Genomic DNA, 19,267 nt, shown 5'->3' on the forward strand with positions numbered 1-19,267 from the left:
ACTTGATCCAGAACCTTGCGCAATGGTTGTTTCGGCAATACAGCCACCATGTTTCGGCGGTATTAACCTCGCCCGTGATGGGTGTTGCCTCAGCCCAGTAGCGCGTCCACGAACGCCGCCGGTTCGAACGGCGCCAAGTCGTCGGGGCCTTCGCCGAGTCCGACCAGCTTCACCGGGACCCCGAGCTCTTGTTGCACGCGGAAAACGATGCCGCCCTTGGCCGTTCCGTCCAGCTTGGTCAGTACCGCGCCGGTGATGTCGACGACCTCGGCGAAAACGCGGGCCTGCGCCAAGCCGTTCTGGCCGATGGTGGCGTCGAGCACCAACAGCACCTCGTCCACAGCCGCGCGGCGGGTCACGACACGCTTGACCTTCCCGAGCTCGTCCATCAGCCCCACCTTGGTGTGCAACCGCCCGGCGGTGTCGATGACGACGACGTCAGCGCCGGCGGCGATGCCCTTGTCGACGGCGTCGAACGCCACCGACGCCGGGTCGGCCCCCTCGGCGCCACGCACCACCTCGGCGCCCACCCGCGCGGCCCAGGTCTGCAGTTGATCGGCCGCGGCGGCCCGGAAAGTGTCGGCGGCGCCGAGCACGACGCGGCGGCCGTCGGCCACCAGCACCCTTGCCAGTTTGCCGACGGTCGTGGTTTTTCCGGTGCCGTTGACCCCGACGACGAGCAGCACCGCGGGATGGTCGGCGTGCGGCAGGGCCCGAATCGACCGGTCCATACTCGGCTGCAGCTCGTTGATCAGCACGTCGCGAAACACGGCCCGCGCCTCGGCCTCGCTGCGGACGTTGCTGCTGGCCAGCCGGCTGCGCAACTGCGACACCACCGATTCGGTGACCACCGGGCCCAGGTCGGCGACCAGCAGGGTGTCCTCGACGTCCTGCCACGAATCCTCGTCCAGGTCGCCGCCGCCGAGCAGGCCCAATACGCTGCGCCCGAGGGCGTTCTGCGATTTGGCCAGCCGTCCCCGCAGGCGTTCCAACCGACCTTCGGGCGGGGCGATCGCCTCGATTTCGGGGACTTCGATTTCGGGGGCTTCGGGGGCCGGTTCGGCCGTCGGGGTCGTAGTGGCCGTGTCGGGTTCGAACTCGGGAAGCAATACGTCGGAGATCGTCCGCTTGGGCGCATCGCGCGGGACGGTCGCGTCGTCGCCGACGGCGGGCAGGCCGCTGGTGTCGATCCGGTCCTCGACACCGGTGGCGCCCTGGCTGAAGGTGATGCCCGACGACGCCTTATAGCCCCCCGAACGGTCGATCGCCTCGGTTTCCGGCCGCGCCGACAGGCTGATCCGTCGCCGTCGGTAGCGCACCAGGCCGAGGACCAGCGCGGCGATAATGACCAGGGCGGCGACGACCGCGATGGCGATCCACAGACCTTCCGACACGCTGACATCCTTCCAGCCGCGGGTTATCCGGCGCTGCGGGGGTTGACGGCCCGTCGAGTGTGAATCCTGGGCTTTGGCCGTGAATCCTGGGCCTTGCGGGTGAATCCTGGGCGGGGAATGCCGACCAGATCCCGCCCTCAGTTCACCCTGAAAGCCATAGCTTCACACAGAAGGGCCTCACGTCACCCTGAACGCCGTCGCTCGGCCCTTACGAAGGCGTCGAGGCCAGCTGGTCAACCTGCTGGCCCCGCAGTCGCTGCGAGATCACCGCGGTGATGCCGTCGCCCTGCATGGTCACGCCGTACAGCGCGTCGGCGAACTCCATCGTGGGTTTCTGGTGCGTGATGATGATCAGCTGCGAATGGGTCCGCAGCTGATCGAACAGGCCCAGCAAGCGGCGCAGGTTCATGTCGTCGAGCGCGGCCTCTACCTCGTCCATGATGTAGAACGGCGACGGCCGCGCCCGGAAGATGGCCACCAGCATCGCCACCGCCGTCAGCGCCTTCTCACCGCCGGACAGCAACGACAGCCGGGTGATCTTCTTGCCGGGCGGGCGCGCCTCCACCTCGATGCCGGTGGTCAGCATGTGGTCGGGGTCGGTCAGCCGCAGCCGGCCTTCACCGCCGGGGAACAACGATGCGAACACGCCTCGGAATTCGCGTTCCACGTCGGCGAAGGCTTTGCTGAACACCTGCAGGATGCGCTCATCCACGTCGGCTACCACGTCGAGCAGATCCTTGCGGGCGGCCTTGACATCCTCGAGCTGGGTGGACAGGAAGTTGTAGCGCTCCTCCAGCGCAGCAAACTCTTCCAACGCCAGCGGATTCACCCGGCCCAACTCTGCAAGCTCACGCTCGGCGCGTTTCGCGCGGCGCTCCTGGCTCGGCCGGTCGAACGGCATCGGAGCGGGGGCAACCACCTGCTCGCCACGTTCCCGGGCCTGCTCGAATTCGGCCATTTCGAGCTCGGTCGGCGGCAGCGCGACATGCGGGCCGTACTCCGCGACCAGGTCGTCCGGCGCCATCCCGAACTGCTCGAGCACCATCTGCTCCAGCTGTTCGATTCGCAATGCCGCCTGGGCGTTGGCCACCTCGTCGCGATGCAGTGAATCGGTCAGCGTGGCCACCCTGGCGGTCAGGGCGTTCACCTCGTCGCGGACGCTGACCAGCGCTTCGGACCGCTGCCGACGTTCGGCGGCCAGTGCGTCGCGCATCTGCGACGCCACATCGACCACCTGGTTCAATCGCTCCGCCAGCAGCCGTCCGGCGTCGGCCACCGCGGCGGCGACGGCGGCGGCGTGCAGCCGCGCGGCATGAGCTTGCTGGGCCCGCAGCCGCGCCTCGCGCTCGGCAGCAGCCGCGCGGCGCAGCGAATCCGCCCGTCCGCGCACGGCGTTGGCCCTTTCCTCGGCCGTGCGCACCGCCAGTCGGGCTTCGACTTCGGCGGCACGCGCCGTCTCGGCGGCAGCGGCGATCGCTTGCCGGTCTACCGGATCGGCTTCCTGCACCTGTTGGGTCGCCTCGGCATTACGCAGCCGGGTCTCGAGTTCGACGACCTCCTGCAGCGTCGCCGCGCGGGCAGCCTCCAGTTCCTCGCGCTGCCGCAGCAGACGGCTGCATTCCTCGTCGGCGGCGCGCGCGTCCTGACCGAGCCGTCCGAGCTGCTCGTACATCGCCGAGATGGTGGTGTCGGATTCATTGAGCGCGGCCAACGCCTGCTCGGCGGAGTTCTGCCGGGCCGCCTGCTCGGCCAGCGCGCCGGACAGCGCCGCGGTCAGCTGCGCCACCTGTGCTTCCGCGGCGGCCAACTCGCTGCCGGCCTTATCGATCTCCGAGGTGACTTCCAACGTGGACAGCTTCCGGTCCGAACCACCGCTCACCCAGCCTGCGCCCACCACATCGCCGTCGAGGGTCACCGCGCGCAGCCGCGGGTGGGCCGCCACCAAATCCAGTGCCACAGCCAGGTCGGCAACCACCGCGACACCGGACAGCATCGCGGACATCGCCCCGCGCAGCCGCGGTGGTGCCTCGATCAGGTCCAGCGCCCAGTGCGCCCCGGCGGGCAGGTCGGCGGCCGGACGCTCCTCGGCGGCCGGCCAGTCGCCCAGCACCAGCGCCGCGCGGCCCGCGTCGGCTTCCTTGAGCGCGCTCACCGCGCGACGCGCCGCAGCCAAGTTATCCGCGGCCACCGCGTCGGCTGCCGGCCCGAGCACCGCGGCCACCGCCGCCTCATAGCCGGGCCGCACTTTCACCAGCTTGGCAAGCGGTCCCAAAAGTCCTGCGCCGCTGTGGTTTTCGGTGAGCCAGGCCGCGCCGTCCTTACGCTCGAGCCCCACCGACAGCGCGTCGATGCGGGCTCGCAGCGACGCTACCTCGCGCTCGGCGGCCCGCTCGGCGCCCTGTAGTTCGGCGACGCGTTCGTCGGCCAGCCGCAGCGCGGCCACGGTCCGCTCGTGATGCTCGTCGAGACCGGCCTCGCCCTGATCGAGTTCGCCGACCCTGCCCTGCACGGTTTCAAACTCCGCTCGGGTCTGCTGGGCTCGAGCCGCGGCCTCCTCGATGCGCCCGGACAACTGTCCGACGCTGTCGTCGATCGACTCGACGCGCGCCCGCATCGTCTCGGCCTGCCCGGCCAGCCGCGCCAGCCCCTCACGGCGATCCGCCTCGGCCCGCACGGCCGCCAGATGCGCCCGGTCCGCCTCGGCGGCGCGCGCCTCGCGGTCGGCCAATTCGGCGCGGGCGGCGTCAAGCCTGGCTCGAGCCGCGGCCAGCTCCGCCAGCAGCTCCTGCTCGGCGATCTCTACCTGCTGCGCTTCGGCCTCCAGCGCATCCGGGTCCGTGTCGCTGGTGGTCACCGGTTCGACATCCAGGTGCTGCGCGCGTTCTGTTGCGATGCGCACCGTGGCGGCCACCCTCTCGGCCAGAGCCGAGAGCCCGAACCAGGTGTGTTGGACAGCGTCGGCCCGCTGTGACAGCAACACCGCCGCTTCGTCGTGGGCGGCCAGCTCCTCGGACGCCAGCGCCAGCCGCGCGGCGACCTCGTCGTGCTCGCGGCGCATCGCCTCCTCGGCCTCGAAGATCGCGTCGCGTTCCGCCTGCCGGCTGACCAGGTCGTCGGCGGCCAGCCGCAGCCGGGCGTCGCGCAGATCGGCCTGGATGGTCTGGGCGCGGCGAGCCACCTCGGCTTGACGCCCGAGCGGTTTGAGCTGACGACGCAGCTCGGTGGTCAGATCGGTGAGCCGGGCCAGGTTCGCCGACATCGCGTCGAGTTTGCGCAGCGCCTTTTCCTTGCGCTTGCGATGCTTGAGCACCCCGGCGGCTTCTTCGATGAACGCCCGACGGTCCTCGGGCCGCGACTGCAGGATTTCGTCGAGCTTGCCCTGCCCGACGATCACATGCATCTCGCGCCCGATTCCGGAGTCGCTGAGCAGCTCCTGGACATCCATCAAACGGCAACTGCTGCCGTTGATTTCGTATTCGCTGGCGCCGTCGCGGAACATCCTGCGGGTGATCGACACCTCGGAGTAGTCGATCGGCAGCGCGTTGTCGGAGTTGTCGATGGTGACGGTGACCTCGGCGCGGCCCAGCGGGGCCCGCGACGAGGTGCCGGCGAAGATGACGTCCTCCATCTTCCCGCCGCGCAGCGTCTTTGCTCCCTGCTCGCCCATCACCCAGGCCAGGGCGTCGACGACGTTGGATTTACCCGAGCCGTTGGGGCCGACGACGGCGGTGATGCCGGGCTCGAACCGCAGAGTCGTCGGCGAGGCGAAGGACTTGAAGCCCTTCAGCGTCAGACTCTTGAGGTACACGAAGGGCCAGATTACCGCTGGACCAGATGGCGGTGACCCGGCGCGCCCGGCTTCGCCGCGCTTCCGATCACCGCTGGACCAGATCGCGGTGACCCGGCGCGCCCGGCGTCGCCGCGCTTCCGATCACCGCTGGACCACATGGCGGTGACCCGGCGCGCCCGGCGTCGCCGCGCTTCCGATCACCGCTGGACCACATGGCGGTGACCCGGCGCGCCCGGCGTCGCCGCGCTTCCGATCACCGCTCCACGAAGCCGTTGAACTGGTCCCGTGGCTGTGACCAGTCGGCGACGACCTTGTCGACGTGACCGGGTGTGTTGCCGCCTTGGAGTAGCTGCAGCAATTTCTCGCAGGCCCCGCGCGGCCCCTGGGCGATCACCAGCACCCGACCGTCATCCTGATTGGCGGCATAACCGGTCAGACCCAGCGCCAATGCCCGACACCGCGTCCACCAGCGAAAGCCGACTCCCTGGACCCGGCCGTGGACCCAGGCGGTCAGCCGAACGTCAGCTTCCGACATCGGCGACCTCGAAGGTGACGGTGGTGCCGGATTTCAACGTGCGCCCGACGGTGCAGACCGCGTCGACGGCCCGATTCACCACGAGCAGCAGCCGCTCCTTGGCATCCGCGGACAACCCCGACAAATCGACCTCCAGGGTCTCCTGCAGCAGCGGGTAGCGCTCCTGGTCGCGGTCGGCGGCGCCGGAGACGCGCACCACCGCCTGATAGTCCTCGCCGAGGCGGTGGGCCAGCGGCTGGTCGCTGGCCATGCCGCTGCACGCGGCGAGTGCGATCTTGAGCAGTTCCCCCGGAGTGAAGACCCCGTCGACATCCTCCGAGCCGACGAGCACCTGCGCACCCCTCGAGCTGTGTCCGGTATACCGGCGCGTTCCCGTGCGCTCGACCCACAGTTGCGTCATGGCTCTTTTCTACCGGGTGGCGCCGACAGCGGGCAGGCATACTGCGTTGCATGGCCACCGTCGTCGCATTCCACGCCCATCCGGACGACGAGGTGATCCTCACCGGCGGCACGCTCGCACTCACGGCGGCCGCAGGACATCGCGTGGTCATCGTCACGGCGACCGACGGGCGCGTGCACGACGAGGACGTCGATGACCGACTAGCTGAATTACATTGCAGCGCAAGCATCCTCGGAGCGCAACGGGTCGAATGCCTCGGCTACGCCGATAGCGGGTACGGCCCGGAATTCTATCCGGATCCGCCTGGGCGGGTCAGATTCGGTAGAGCGGATGTCGACGAGGCGGCGCAGCGGCTCGCGGCCATCCTTCGCGACGAAGGCGCCGACCTGCTGCTCAGCTACCAGCCCAACGGAGGCTACGGCCACCGCGATCACATCCAGGTGCACCATGTCGGCAAACGAGCCGCCGAACTCGCCGCCACCCCGCGAATCCTGGAGGCGACAATGCCGCGCGAATTGCTGTTGCGGACTGCCTATCTCGCTCGTCTGCTGCGACTGCCGGCACCCTACGAGCTGGACATCGCTCGCAGCGCATACGCGCCCCGAGCCACCATCACACACCGCATCAACGTCTTCCGCTTTGCCCGGCAGAAGCGGGATGCGTTGGCGGCCCACCGCTCTCAGATCGGCAACGCGGGCCGGGCCGCTCGCATGTTCGATCTGCTGCTTCGCCTGCCGCCTCAGGTGTTCGGTCTACTGTTCGCCCGCGAATGGTTCGTCGACCCGGCCCTTCCGTCGGGATCACCAATTACTTTGCGTCACAGCATTTTCGACTGAACCCGCTTAGCGGCGGGGCCGCGGCTGGCATTTCGGGCAGTAGAACGACGAGCGGTTCATGAACTTCTCCCGGCGCATCACCGCGCCGCATCGCCGGCAGCTTTCCCCTTCGCGGCCATAGGCGTCCAAGGATCGGTCGAAGTACCCGGATTCGCCGTTGACGTTGACGTACAAGGAATCGAACGATGTCCCGCCCTTTTCCAGTGCCTCGCGCATCACTTCGGCAGCGGCATCAAGGACCGTGGTCAATTGCCGGCGGGTCAGCGCGGCCGCCACCCGCGCGCCGTGCACCCTGGCCCGCCACAACGCCTCGTCGGCGTAGATATTGCCGATGCCGGAGACGACGGTTTGATCGAGCAGCTGACGCTTGAGCTCAGAATGCTTGCGGCGCAATACTTTTACCACTGCTTCGGTATCGAACTGTGGGTCCAGCGGATCACGCGCGAGGTGGGCGACGGGCACCGGCACCACGCTGCCGTCGACGGTGACCAGGTCGGCAAGCAACCAGCCGCCGAATGTCCGCTGGTCGGCGAAACTCAGCACGGTCCCGTCGTCGAGCAGGGCCGAGATCCGCACGTGGTCGGCGCGCGGAACGGTACCCAGCAGCATCTGCCCGCTCATGCCGAGGTGAACCACCAGGGCAGTGTCGGGCTCCGCGCGCCCGTCGGTGCCCAACACCAGCCACAGGTACTTGCCGCGCCGATCGGTGCCCTCGATCCGCGCACCGAGCAATCGGGCCGTCAGATCCGCGGGCCCGGCCTCATGGCGGCGCACCGCCCGGGGGTGGTGCACCCGAACCGCCGTGATCGTCTTGCCCACCACATGGGCCTGCAAGCCGCGCCGCACCACCTCGACTTCAGGCAGCTCGGGCATTCACACCGAGGATTTCCCGGCGGGGTCGCGCAATTCCAGCGCGGCCAGCGCGTCGAGTGACTTCCAGGCCGCGGACGCGGCTTTCTGCTCCGCTTCCTTCTTGGATCGACCCACGCCAGAGCCATACTCGGTGTCCATCACGACGACCACCGCCGTGAATTCCTTGTCGTGGTCGGGGCCGGTAGAGGTCACCACATAGGACGGCGCGCCGAGCCCGCGGGCCGCGGTCAGCTCCTGCAGGCTGGTCTTCCAGTCCAGCCCGGCTCCCAGCGTGGGTGCGGCGTCCAGCAGCGCCCCAAACAGCCGCAGGATCACCTGCCGAGCCACGTCGATGCCGTGCTGCAGGTAAATCGCACCCAGCAGCGATTCCATCCCGTCGGCCAGGATGCTGGATTTGTCGGCTCCGCCGGTGTTCGCCTCGCCGCGTCCGAGCAGCATGTGGACGCCGAGCCCGCCGTCGGCAAGGTTACGTGCGACGTCGGCCAGCGCCTGGGTGTTGACGACGCTGGCACGCAATTTGGCCAGGTCCCCTTCCGAACGGTCGGGGTGACGGTGGAACAGCTCGTCGGTGACGGTCAGGCCCAGCACGGCGTCGCCGAGGAACTCCAACCGCTCGTTGGTCGGGAGGCCGCCGTGCTCGTAGGCGTAACTTCGATGGGTCAAAGCCAGCGAGAGCAGCTCGTCGGGCAAGTCGACCCCAAGGGCGTCGAGCAAGACCTGCCGCGACGGCGTCACCGCTCACCCTGCCCGGACTCGGGATTTGCCGAGCCAAACATTCCCGCCAACTTGGCCCACCGCGGGTCGATTTGGTCATGGTGGTGACCAGGCTCGGAGGCGAGCGCCACACCGCATTCTGGGCACAACCCGGGGCAGTCCGGCCGGCATACCGGCGAGAACGGCAGCTCCAGCCCGACGGCGTCGATGATCGGCTGCTCGAGGTCTACCGTTTCGTCGACGACGCGGCCGACCTCGTCTTCGTCGGTGGTCGCCTCGGTAGTGCTTGCCGGGTAGGCGAAAAGTTCGGTCAGGCTCACTTCCACATGCCCTTCGACCGCGGCCAGGCAGCGGGCGCATTCACCGATCGTGGGTGCGCCGACCGTCCCGGTCACCAGTACGCCCTCGGACACCGACTCGACGCGCAGGTTCAGCTGTAGCGGAGCACCGCGCTCGATCGCTATCAGCTCCAGCCCGATGCGCGCGGGGCTGGGCAGGGTCTCGCGCACGGCGAACATCGCTCCCGGGCGCCGGCCCAGGCGGGCGATATCCACCACCATCGGCGACGTCGGGCGCCGGTGCGCTGCGGTGTTGTGCTGACGCGCCATAGCAGAAATCCTACGGCGCTCGCCGTTCAGCGCTAGTGGCGATCGCGAGAGCGGCGGAGCCGGTCGAAGCGGGTCGCCACCATCAGGACCAGTGGCTCGTAATGCGGCTAGCGTGTCGCGTAATCGTGGGTACCGGCCGCGGTGCGGAGCTGGTGTCGTCCGCGGCTGACGGAACGGATGGTGCCATTGAGGAATTCTTCGAACTCGGCCAGCTTGTTGTCGACGTAGATATCGCATTCGCCCCGCAGCCGGTCGGCCTCGGCGTGCGCCATGTCGATGAGGCGGGTGGATTCCGCGTTGGCCGCCTGCACGACCTCGTTCTGCGACACCAGCCGCTGCTGCTCCTTGATGCCCTCCTGCACGGCTTTCTCGTAGGAGATGTTGCCGTTCTCGATCAGCCGGTCGGCTTCGGCCTTGGCGCGGCTGACGCTGGCTTCGTAATCGCGCTTGGCCGCAGCCGCCAGTCGAATCGCCTCCTCCCGAGCCTCACCGACCATCCGCTCGCTGTGTTGCCGCGCCTCGGCAACCATCCGGTCGGCCTGCGATTTCGCGTCGGCAAGGATGCGGTCAGCCTCGGCGCGGGCATGGTTGAGCATCGACTCCGATTCGGTGGTCGCCGTGGCCACCATGGAATCGGCGTGCGTCTTGGCGTCATGCAACAACGAGTCGCGCGCGTCGAGCACGTCCTGGGCGTCGTCCAGCTCGGCGGGAATCGCGTCCTTGATGTCGTCGATCAGCTCGAGGACATCGCCGCGAGGTACCACACAGCCGGCCGTCATCGGCACGCCACGTGCTTCTTCCACAATGGCGCCCAATTCGTCCAGCGCTTCAAAGACTCGGTACACGGCCATACCCTCCTGGCATCTGCAATCCCGGCTGTTACCAGTGTGCCTGGTGTTACCGTTGTGACTGCGGTGGCGGGGCCGGTGTGTCGGCCTTTCGTTTTTCGCAGCCACTTTCTCGATTTACCAGGCGAGTGGTTTACCCAGCGGCGTTGCTACAGCGTATCGCCGGCGATCCGAGTAGTGCCGCCGCAGGCAGTAACCGGGAACCCGATAGCGTCCGATTGTGAGTTTGTGGAGGACGCAGTGACGGATCGAGCCCTCAGAGCCATGGGCCACGCGTTGGCGCTGGCCGGCTCGATGACCTGGGAAATCCTGTGGGCGCTGATCCTGGGCTTTGCGTTGTCGGCGGTGGTACAGGCCGTGGTGCGACGTTCGACGATCGTCAGCCTGATGGGCGACGACCGGCCGCGCACCCTCGCCGTCGCCGCCGGATTGGGGGCGGCGTCGTCGTCGTGCTCGTACGCCGCCGTTGCTCTGGCCCGATCGCTGTTCCGCAAGGGCGCGAACTTCACCGCCGCCATGGCATTCGAGATCGGCTCCACCAATCTTGTGATCGAATTGGGCATCATCCTGGCTCTGCTGATGGGTTGGCAGTTCACGGCGGCGGAGTTTCTTGCGGGCCCGGTGATGATCGTGGTGTTGGCGCTGTTGTTCCGGCTGTTCGTTCGCAGCCGGCTCATCGACGCCGCGCGTGAACAGGCCGAGCGCGGAATCGCCGGTTCGATGGAGGGCCACGCCGCCATGGACATGTCGATTCAGGCTGAAGGGTCGTTCTGGCAGCGCCTCTTTTCAGCGGAGGGTTTCACCTCGGTGTCTCACGTTTTCGTCATGGAGTGGCTGGCGATTCTGCGTGACCTGGTCCTGGGGCTGGTTATCGCCGGCGGCATCGCGGCCTGGGTTCCCGAAACCGCTTGGCAGAGTTTCTTTTTGACGAATCACCCCGGCTGGTCGGCGATATGGGGACCGATCGTGGGACCCGTGGTGGCGGTCGTGTCGTTCGTCTGCTCGATCGGCAACGTGCCGCTGGCCGCGGTGCTGTGGAACGGGGGCATCAGCTTCGGCGGCGTCATCGCGTTCATCTTTGCCGACCTGCTGATCCTGCCGATCCTGAACATCTACCGCAAGTACTACGGCACCAGGATGATGCTGACGCTGCTCGGCACCTTCTACGCGGCGATGGTCGCCGCCGGTTATCTTATCGAAATCGTCTTCGGCACAGCACATCTCATTCCGAGTCAGCGCAATGCGGTGGTCATGACGGGTGGCATTTCCTGGAACTACACCACCTGGCTCAACATCGCGTTTCTCGCTGTCGCGGCGGTGCTGGTGGTCCGGTTCGTCACATCAGGCGGAATCCCGATGCTGCGCATGATGGGCGGCTCTCCCGAAACCGATCACGACGCGAGCAGTCGTTAGTACGAAATCGCCTGTGCAGCAAGCTCATGGCGCCAACAGCTTCGTTACCGCTGACGGATCCTTGTAGTAGACGTCGAGTTCGGTGATCAATCCATCACGGACTGTGTAGATTTCGACCAGCCTCATCGCCACGCTCTCGTTGGAGGCCCGTGAGGTTAATGTCAGATGGGAGCGCAAGCCAACGGTGTTATCGGCCAACAGATACTGGACGGACTGCCCCAGCGTCAGCTCCATCAGCTCGGTCATCTTGCCGAGCAGCTCGAAAAAGGCTTGGGGACCACGATATTCACCGCTGTAGGGAAGTCCGCCGGCTTCGTAAACCACAAAGTCGTCGTGCAGCAGAGCCCGGGCGTCGTCCAAGCGTTCCTCGGCGATCGCTGTGACGAAGCTGTTGACTATCGCTTGAGCTTCATCCGCCATGCGAAAGCTTTTCGCGAAGCCGTCGGTTCACTGGTTCCGGCAGTAACTCCGACACATCGCCGCCCAGCGTCGCGACCTCTTTGGCAAGCGAGGACGACACGAATGAATACCGCGGTGCGGTGGCGACGAAGAAAGTGTCGACGCCAGCGATATGCCGGTTCATCTGCGCCATCTGTAGCTCGTATTCGAAATCGGTGCCGGTGCGCAGACCCTTGACGATCGCGGTCATCCCGCGGGATCTGACGAAGTCCACCACCAGACCCTGGCCGGCCTCGACCCGCAGGTTGGGCAGGTGCTCGGTGGACTCCTCGATCATCGCGATCCGCTCGTCGAGATCGAACATGCCCTTTTTCGCGGGGTTGACGAGGATCGCCACCACCACCTCGTCGAACTGGCTGCAGGCGCGTTCGAAGACATCGATGTGGCCCAACGTCACTGGGTCGAATGAGCCTGGACATACCGCGCCGCTCATGGTCGTTGACGGTACACGCCCGCCTGGTACCCGTTCGGCCAGCTGCAGGCCGGTGTCGCTATGTGTAGCCGGGGTCCCGAAGACTCAGACGAGTTTGTCCACAGTTGGCTGTTTATTCACAGGGGGCGGCTTTCGGGCGGGTGGATGTCTCCGGTCACGCGTAGTGTTTCGAACATGCGTTCGGGTAGTGGTGAGGAGATCGCCGAGGCGTTCGCCGCCCTGCACGCCGCCCGCGAACGGGTCAACGGCTTGTCCTTCGATGCGCTGAGCACCCCCGAACGGCTGGTCTACCTCGAGCACCTCGAACGCGACGCCCGCCGGGCGCCGGTGGCCGGCCACGCGCTGATCAACCAGCTCGCCGCGCAGGCCGACGAGAAAACCCTCGGCGGACGCCTGCCCGCCGTGCTGGCCGCCCGGCTGCGCATCAGCCGCGCCGACGCCCGTCGGCGGGTGGCCGAAGCCGCCGACCTGGGTCCCCGCCAGGCCCTGACCGGGGAGGCGTTGCCCCCGCTGTTGACCGCCACCGCCACCGCGCAGCGCCACGGGCGCATCGGCGCCGAGCACATCAAGGTCATCCGCGGGTTTCTGCACCGCCTACCCGGCTTCGTCGATCTCGCCACCCGCGAGCACGTACACGCCGATTTGGCTGACAAGGCCGCCCAATTCGGGCCCGAAGACCTCGCCCAACTGGCCACCCACGTCATGGACTGCATCCACCCCGACGGCGACTACACCGACACCGACCGCGCCCGGCGCCGCGGACTGTGGCTAGGCCGCCAAAGCCCCGACGGCATGTCCCGGCTCACCGGCTATTTGACCCCCGAAGCGCGCGCCACCCTCGAGGCGGTGTGGGCCAAACTGGCCGCCCCCGGCCTGTGCAACCCCGACGACCACACCCCCGTGGTGGACGGCCCCGCCCCCGACGACACCGCGCGCGGTGACCTGCGCTCGGCGGCCCAACGCCAACACGACGCCCTCAACGCCGCCCTGCGCGCCCTGCTAGCCAGCGGCAGCCTGGGCCACCACAACGGCTTGCCCGCCAGCATCATCGTCACCACCACGCTTAAAGACCTCGAAGCCGCCGCCGGCACCGGACTCACCGGCGGCGGCACCTTGCTGCCCATGTCCGATGTCATCCGCCTGGCCCGCCACGCCCACCACTACCTGGCCATCTTCGACCACGGCCAAGCGCTGGCGCTGTATCACACCAAACGGCTGGCCTCCCCCGCACAACGCATCGTGCTCTACGCCAAGGATCGTGGCTGCACCCGGCCCGGCTGCCCGATGCCCGGCTATTACTGCGAAGTCCACCACACCGAAGACTGGGCCACCACGCATTACACCGACGTCAACAAACTCGCCTTCGCCTGCGGCGCCGACCACCCCCTCATCGAAGACGGCGGCTACACCACCCACACCCGCACCGACGGCCACACCGAATGGATCCCACCCCCACACCTCGACCACGGCCAACCCCGCACCAACCCCTACCACCACCCCGAACGCATGCTCCGCAAAGACGACGAAGACGACCCAGATGACGACCCCTAGGGCGTCACCCCAGTTCGGCAAACTCCAGGCGGGTGTCGCCGTAAACCCGCTGCGGCCACACCGACCAGCCAGCGGGCCAAATCAACTCAGCACTGGCCGCCGCACGCTCGACGACTGCGATGCTGCCCTCCCGGACCCAGCCGTGCGTGCACAGGTCGGCCAACACGGCATCGACTTCGGCGGTTGGGACGTCGTACGGCGGGTCGGCCAGCACCAGATCGACCGGAGACGGAGCACCCTGGGCCACGACCGCAGCCACCGCCCCGCGGCGCAGCGTTGCGCCTTTCAGACCCAGCGCCTCGATGTTGCGCGCGAGGACGGCCGCGCTGCGCGGATCGGACTCCACGAACAGCGCCGACGCGGCCCCGCGCGACAACGCCTCCAGCCCCAACGCCCCCGAGCCGGCGTAGAGATCCAGTACCGTCAATCCGGTCAGATCGCGCCGCGCGGTGATGATGTTGAACAGCGCCTCGCGCACCCGGTCAGTGGTCGGTCTGGTGCCCCGCGAAGGGACCGCGATCCGCCGGCCCCCGGCGACGCCGCCGATGATGCGCGTCAGCTCAGCACCACCAGGAGGTCCCCGCCCTCGACCTGCTCGGTGCTCGATACGGCCACCCGCTCCACGACGCCGTCTTGGGACGCAGTAATCGGGGCTTCCATCTTCATCGCCTCGATGGTGGCGATGGTCTGACCCGCCGTCACCTGATCGCCCTCGGACACCGAAACGGAGACCACACCGGCAAACGGCGCGGCGATGTGTCCTGGATTGCCGCGGTCCGCCTTCTCGGCGGCCGGGACCGCACTGGCAATGCTGCGATCGCGCACCAGCACCGGACGCAGCTGGCCGTTGATGATGCACATCACCGTGCGCATGCCGCGCTCGTCGGGTTCGGAGATGGCCTCCAGTCCGATCAGCAGCTCGACCCCGCGCTCCAACTTCACCCGGTGCTCTTCGCCCTGCCGCAGGCCGTAGAAGAACTGGTTGGCCGACAATTGCGAAGTGTCGCCGTAGTTTTCCCGATGCTCCTCGAATTCCTTTGTGGGCCCGGGGAATAGCAGCCGGTTCAGGGTGGCCTGGCGCTTGGGTCCAGCCGACGCCAGGGCGGCTTCGTCCTCCGGCGCTAGCTGCTCGGTAGCCTTGGCCGGCGCACGCCCGGCCAGCGCCGCCGTACGCAACGGCTCGGGCCACCCGCCAGCCGGATCGCCCAGCTCCCCGCGCAGGAATCCGATCACCGACTCCGGGATGTCGAATCGCCCTGGGTCAGCAGCGAATTCGTCCGCGCTCGCCCCGGCACCGACCAGGGCCAGCGCCAGGTCACCGACGACCTTCGACGACGGGGTGACCTTGATCAGCCTGCCCAGCACCCGGTCCGCACCGGCATAGGCGTCTTCGATCTCCTCGAACCGGTCTCCCAACCCCAACGCAATGGCCTGCTGACGCAGGTTGGACAACTGGCCGCCCGGGATCTCGTGGTGATACACCCGCCCCGTCGGGCCGGGCAGCCCAGATTCGAACGGCGCGTACACTTTTCGCAACGCCTCCCAGTAGGGTTCCAGCGCGCAGACCGCGTCCAGCGACAGCCCGGTGTCGTAGTCGGTGTGCGCGGCCGCAGCGACGATCGAGCTGAGCGCGGGCTGGCTCGTCGTCCCGGCCATCGGGGCGGCGGCGCCGTCGACGGCGCTGGCCCCGGCGTGCCACGCGGCCACGTAGCTGGCCAGCTGGCCACCCGGCGTGTCGTGGGTGTGCACATGCACCGGCAGGTCGAATCGGCTGTGCAGCGCACCCACCAGCCGTTTGGCCGCGGGGGGCCGCAACAGCCCGGCCATGTCCTTGATGGCCAGCACATGTGCGCCGGCGTCGACGATCTGCTCGGCCAGCTTCAGGTAATAGTCCAGCGTGTAGAGCCGCTCCTCCGGGTCACCCAGGTCGGCGGTGTAGCACATCGCGACTTCGGCTATGGCAGAACCGGTTTCGCGAACCGCGTCGATCGCGGGACGCATGGCCTCCACGTTGTTGAGCGCATCGAAGATGCGGAAGATGTCGATGCCGCTGGCCGTCGCCTCTTCCACGAAGGCCGAGGTGACGACCTCCGGATACGGCGTGTAGCCGACCGTGTTGCGCCCCCGCAGCAGCATCTGCAGGCAGATGTTCGGCATTGCTTCGCGCAGCGCCGCCAACCGCTCCCACGGATCCTCCTTGAGGAACCGCAGCGCGACATCGTAAGTCGCACCGCCCCAACACTCCACCGACAACAGCTGCGGCACCGTGCGGGCGAGATACGGCGCCACCATGATCAATCCGCTGGTACGCACGCGGGTAGCCAGCAGCGACTGATGCGCGTCGCGGAACGTGGTATCGGTGACGCCCACCGCCGGCGACTCCCGGAGCCAGCGCGCGAACCCCTCCGGGCCCAACTCGACCAGCCGCTGCTTTGACCCCGCCGGTGGCGGTACTTCGAGATCGATGTCGGGCAGCTTGTCGTGCGGGTACACCTTCGACGGCCGGGCCCCGTGCGGCTGGTTGACGGTGACGTCGGCCAGATAGTTGAGGATCTTGGTGCCCCGGTCCGCCGAACCGCGGGCGGTGAGCAGCTGCGGCCGCTCGTCGATAAACGACGTGGTGATGCGGCCGGCCTGGAAGTCGGGGTCGTCCAGAACCGCTTGCAGGAAGGGGATATTCGTCGACACCCCACGGATGCGGAACTCGGCTATGGCCCGGCGAGCCCTGGCTACCGCGGTCGGGAAGTCACGACCCCGGCAGGTCAGTTTGACCAGCATGGAGTCGAAGTGCGCGCTGATCTCCGCGCCCAGGTTGGTGCTGCCGTCCAGGCGGATGCCGGCACCGCCGGGGGTGCGCAAGGCGCTGATCCGGCCGGTGTCGGGCCGAAAGCCGTTGGCCGGGTCCTCGGTAGTGATCCGGCACTGCAATGCGGCGCCGTGCGGGGCGATGTCCTGCTGCCGCAGACCCAGGTCATCCAGCGTCTCCCCGGAGGCGATCCGCAATTGGCTGGACACCAGGTCGACGTCGGTGATCTCCTCGGTCACGGTGTGCTCGACTTGGATGCGGGGATTCATCTCGATGAACACGTAGTGACCGTCTTCGTCGAGCAGGAATTCCACCGTGCCGGCACACGTGTAACCGATATGCCGGGCGAAAGCTACTGCGTCGGAACACATTCTGTCCCGCAGCTGGTCGTCCAGATTCGGAGCGGGCGCCAGCTCGATGACCTTCTGGTGGCGGCGCTGCACGCTGCAGTCGCGTTCGTAGAGGTGGATGACGTTGCCGTGAGTATCAGCCAGAATCTGCACCTCGATGTGGCGTGGCTTGAGCACCGCCTGCTCGAGATACACCGTCGGGTCCCCGAATGCGGACGCGGCTTCGCGGCTGGCGGCCTCGATCGCGTCGGGTAACGCCTCGATATCGTTGACGCGGCGCATGCCTCGCCCGCCGCCACCGGCAACGGCCTTGACGAACAACGGGAATCGCATTTCCGACGCGCCAGGCACCAGCTCGTCGACGGAACCCGACGGGGCCGACGACATCAACACCGGCAGACCGGCTTCGCGCGCGGCGGCGATGGCTCGGGACTTGTGTCCGGTCAGCCTGAGCACGTCGGCGCTGGGGCCGACGAAGGTGATACCCGCGGCCGCGCAGGCCGCCGCCAATTCGGGGTTCTCCGACAAGAAGCCGTAGCCGGGGTACACGGCGTCGGCGCCTGCCCGCAGCGCGGTTTCGACGATTTCGTCGACCGACAGGTATGCCCGCACCGGGTGACCGGTCTCGCCGATCTGGTAGGACTCGTCGGCCTTGAGCCGGTGCTGCGAATTGCGATCCTCGTAGGCATAAACGGCCACCGTGCCGATGCCCAACTCGTACGCCGCGCGGAACGCGCGAATCGCGATTTCCCCTCGATTGGCCACCAGCACTTTCGAGATCACGATTAGCACCCTAGCCCGGGTTGCTCACAAGAGCGTCGACCAATAGTTCCAGAACTGCACCATGATCAGCAGGAACACCGCGGTGAACCACAATGTGGCGATCGACCACCGCCATTGGTAGAGCACCCGCGCCACGGTCCGGCCGGGCCGCGCTTCGAGCAGTGGACCGGCCACGATGGAGGTGACCACAACCAGCAACGAGATGGTGACCACCCAGACCACCATGCAGTACGGGCACAGCGCCCCGATGCGGTACAGGCTCTGGAAGATCAGCCAGTGCACGAAGCCGGTGCCGACCAGTGTCCCGGCCAGCAACCCAAGCCAATACCATTGCGGCAGAGCAACTTTCGCCACAGCAAGCACTCCGCTTACCAACACCACGGTGAACGCGACGATGCCCAGCAGCGAGTTGGGAAAGCCCAGCACCGACGCCTGCGGTGTGATCATCACCGACCCACACGACAGGATCGGGTTCAAGTTGCACGACGGCTTGTAGGCCGGGTTGACCAGAATGTCGATCTTTTCCACCGTCAGCGTCATCGACGCCACCAGCCCGACCACTCCAGCGACCAGCACCGCCCACGCGCTGGCGGCCGACACTTCGCGGACCGGTGCCGGCGCCTCGGCGGAGGGCTCGCCAGGCTCAGCTACCGCCGCGGCGGTCATGACGCGGCAGGAGCGACGGCCGTATCAATGCCTGGCACATCGCCCACGATCCCCTTGATCTTGGCTACTAGGTCCTGCGGGCTGCGCGGCGTGTAGTCCTCGCCGTTAATTCTGATCGCCGGAGTTCCGTCGATTCCGGCGGCGGCCGCCGCGCCAGCGACCTGGTCGACGTATTTCCCGCTGTTGATGCAGTCCGGCACCTTGCCCACGGCGCCGGCCTCGCGTGCGAGTTCGATCAGCCGCTTGTTGTCGGGGAAGCCTCTGCTGCCGTCCTCGGGCGGTTGGATGCCCTTGTCGTACAAGTGATTGTGGAAACGGCGGAAAGCCTCGATGGATTCGTCGGCGACGCACAGCGCGGCCGCGCCGGCTCGCGACGAATAGTGCTGAGACCCCGGCCGGTTGTCGAGAATCGCCACCGGAGCGTAATCGCCGGCAATCGCGCCGATGTCGATGAGCTTTTGCATTGTCGGCCCGATGGTTCGCTCGAAATCACCACAGATGGGGCACAGAAAATCCTCGTACACCAACACCACGGCTTTGGGCTCGGAAGTACCGGGTTTGGTGACCAGCTTGTCCGACGTCACCCGCACCGTGCCGCCCTGGTGGCTCCCGGTCGGAGCCGGAGGCTTTTTGGCGTGGCTGGACGTCACGATGTAGAAGACAAGAACGACCGCGAAAATCACCACTATCGCGGTGCCCCCGATCTGAACCAACCGGCCGAATTTGCCGTCGGGGTTCTTCACGTCAATTCGCGGGGGACGTTTTGATTTGTCGGCCACAGGTTTGCTGATCCTCCGGTGTCTGCTTG

Annotated in this window: 17 protein-coding genes; 3 read left to right on the forward strand and 14 right to left on the reverse strand. The window is 67.4% G+C overall.

Annotated elements, in window-relative coordinates:
- Positions 1–89 precede the first annotated feature (89 nt).
- The 4 genes from ftsY to AC5Y2L_RS13155 all read right to left on the reverse strand — a co-directional run bounded on the left by ftsY (position 90) and on the right by AC5Y2L_RS13155 (position 6,119).
- Positions 90–1,394, reverse strand: a complete 1,305-nt coding sequence (ftsY, locus tag AC5Y2L_RS13140) for a signal recognition particle-docking protein FtsY (RefSeq protein WP_499934955.1) — start codon at positions 1,392–1,394, stop codon at positions 90–92.
- Positions 1,395–1,602: 208 nt separating this feature from the next.
- Positions 1,603–5,202 (reverse strand): chromosome segregation protein SMC, encoded by a 3,600-nt coding sequence (gene smc / locus AC5Y2L_RS13145; protein WP_499934957.1) that lies wholly within the window; start codon positions 5,200–5,202, stop codon positions 1,603–1,605.
- A gap of 235 nt (positions 5,203–5,437) precedes the next feature.
- Positions 5,438–5,719, reverse strand: coding sequence for an acylphosphatase (locus tag AC5Y2L_RS13150; protein WP_499934959.1), 282 nt, complete (start codon positions 5,717–5,719; stop codon positions 5,438–5,440).
- Positions 5,706–6,119 (reverse strand): OsmC family protein, encoded by a 414-nt coding sequence (locus tag AC5Y2L_RS13155; RefSeq protein ID WP_499934960.1) that lies wholly within the window; start codon positions 6,117–6,119, stop codon positions 5,706–5,708. The genes AC5Y2L_RS13150 and AC5Y2L_RS13155 overlap by 14 nt, the downstream gene beginning before the upstream one ends.
- Positions 6,120–6,169: 50 nt before the next feature.
- Between AC5Y2L_RS13155 and AC5Y2L_RS13160 the strand changes: the two genes are divergently transcribed.
- Positions 6,170–6,955, forward strand: a complete 786-nt coding sequence (locus AC5Y2L_RS13160; RefSeq protein WP_499934962.1) for a PIG-L deacetylase family protein — start codon at positions 6,170–6,172, stop codon at positions 6,953–6,955.
- Positions 6,956–6,961: 6 nt separating this feature from the next.
- Here the strand turns inward: AC5Y2L_RS13160 and mutM are convergent, their stop codons facing one another.
- From mutM to sepIVA, 4 genes are all read right to left on the reverse strand, one after another.
- Positions 6,962–7,828: a DNA-formamidopyrimidine glycosylase gene (gene mutM, locus AC5Y2L_RS13165; protein WP_499934964.1), complete on the reverse strand. Its 867-nt coding sequence runs from the start codon at positions 7,826–7,828 to the stop codon at positions 6,962–6,964.
- Positions 7,829–8,563, reverse strand: coding sequence for a ribonuclease III (gene rnc, locus AC5Y2L_RS13170; RefSeq protein WP_499934966.1), 735 nt, complete (start codon positions 8,561–8,563; stop codon positions 7,829–7,831).
- A complete protein-coding gene (locus AC5Y2L_RS13175) occupies positions 8,560–9,150 on the reverse strand; it encodes a YceD family protein (protein WP_499934968.1) in 591 nt (196 codons plus the stop codon). The genes rnc and AC5Y2L_RS13175 overlap by 4 nt, the downstream gene beginning before the upstream one ends.
- Before the next feature lie 107 nt (positions 9,151–9,257).
- The gene (gene sepIVA / locus AC5Y2L_RS13180; protein ID WP_499935050.1) at positions 9,258–9,995 is read right to left on the reverse strand and encodes a cell division protein SepIVA; all 738 of its coding nucleotides are present in this window, start codon (positions 9,993–9,995) and stop codon (positions 9,258–9,260) included.
- A gap of 267 nt (positions 9,996–10,262) precedes the next feature.
- Here sepIVA and AC5Y2L_RS13185 point away from each other — a divergent pair, with 267 nt between their 5' ends.
- Entirely contained in the window at positions 10,263–11,411 is a 1,149-nt protein-coding gene (locus AC5Y2L_RS13185) for a permease (protein ID WP_499935052.1), read from the forward strand.
- A gap of 24 nt (positions 11,412–11,435) precedes the next feature.
- On the opposite strand, the gene AC5Y2L_RS13190 is transcribed toward AC5Y2L_RS13185, so the two are convergent.
- Complete coding sequence (locus AC5Y2L_RS13190) at positions 11,436–11,831, reverse strand: nuclear transport factor 2 family protein (RefSeq protein WP_499934969.1); 396 nt, start codon at positions 11,829–11,831, stop codon at positions 11,436–11,438.
- Positions 11,821–12,303 (reverse strand): pantetheine-phosphate adenylyltransferase, encoded by a 483-nt coding sequence (gene coaD / locus AC5Y2L_RS13195; RefSeq protein ID WP_499934970.1) that lies wholly within the window; start codon positions 12,301–12,303, stop codon positions 11,821–11,823. The genes AC5Y2L_RS13190 and coaD overlap by 11 nt, the downstream gene beginning before the upstream one ends.
- 174 nt (positions 12,304–12,477) lie before the next feature.
- Between coaD and AC5Y2L_RS13200 the strand changes: the two genes are divergently transcribed.
- The gene (locus AC5Y2L_RS13200; protein WP_499934972.1) at positions 12,478–13,854 is read left to right on the forward strand and encodes an HNH endonuclease signature motif containing protein; all 1,377 of its coding nucleotides are present in this window, start codon (positions 12,478–12,480) and stop codon (positions 13,852–13,854) included.
- 4 nt (positions 13,855–13,858) lie between these two features.
- Here the strand turns inward: AC5Y2L_RS13200 and rsmD are convergent, their stop codons facing one another.
- The 4 genes from rsmD to AC5Y2L_RS13220 are packed head-to-tail and all read right to left on the reverse strand — an operon-like array spanning position 13,859 to position 19,238.
- A complete protein-coding gene (gene rsmD, locus AC5Y2L_RS13205) occupies positions 13,859–14,413 on the reverse strand; it encodes a 16S rRNA (guanine(966)-N(2))-methyltransferase RsmD (protein WP_499935054.1) in 555 nt (184 codons plus the stop codon).
- Positions 14,410–17,793, reverse strand: coding sequence for a pyruvate carboxylase (locus AC5Y2L_RS13210; protein ID WP_499934974.1), 3,384 nt, complete (start codon positions 17,791–17,793; stop codon positions 14,410–14,412). The genes rsmD and AC5Y2L_RS13210 overlap by 4 nt, the downstream gene beginning before the upstream one ends.
- Before the next feature lie 24 nt (positions 17,794–17,817).
- A complete protein-coding gene (locus AC5Y2L_RS13215) occupies positions 17,818–18,459 on the reverse strand; it encodes a vitamin K epoxide reductase family protein (RefSeq protein ID WP_499934976.1) in 642 nt (213 codons plus the stop codon).
- The gene (locus AC5Y2L_RS13220; RefSeq protein WP_499934978.1) at positions 18,456–19,238 is read right to left on the reverse strand and encodes a DsbA family protein; all 783 of its coding nucleotides are present in this window, start codon (positions 19,236–19,238) and stop codon (positions 18,456–18,458) included. Before AC5Y2L_RS13220 ends, AC5Y2L_RS13215 begins: the two co-directional genes overlap by 4 nt.
- Positions 19,239–19,267 lie beyond the last annotated feature (29 nt).

This window comes from Mycobacterium sp. NGS66 (assembly GCF_059812225.1).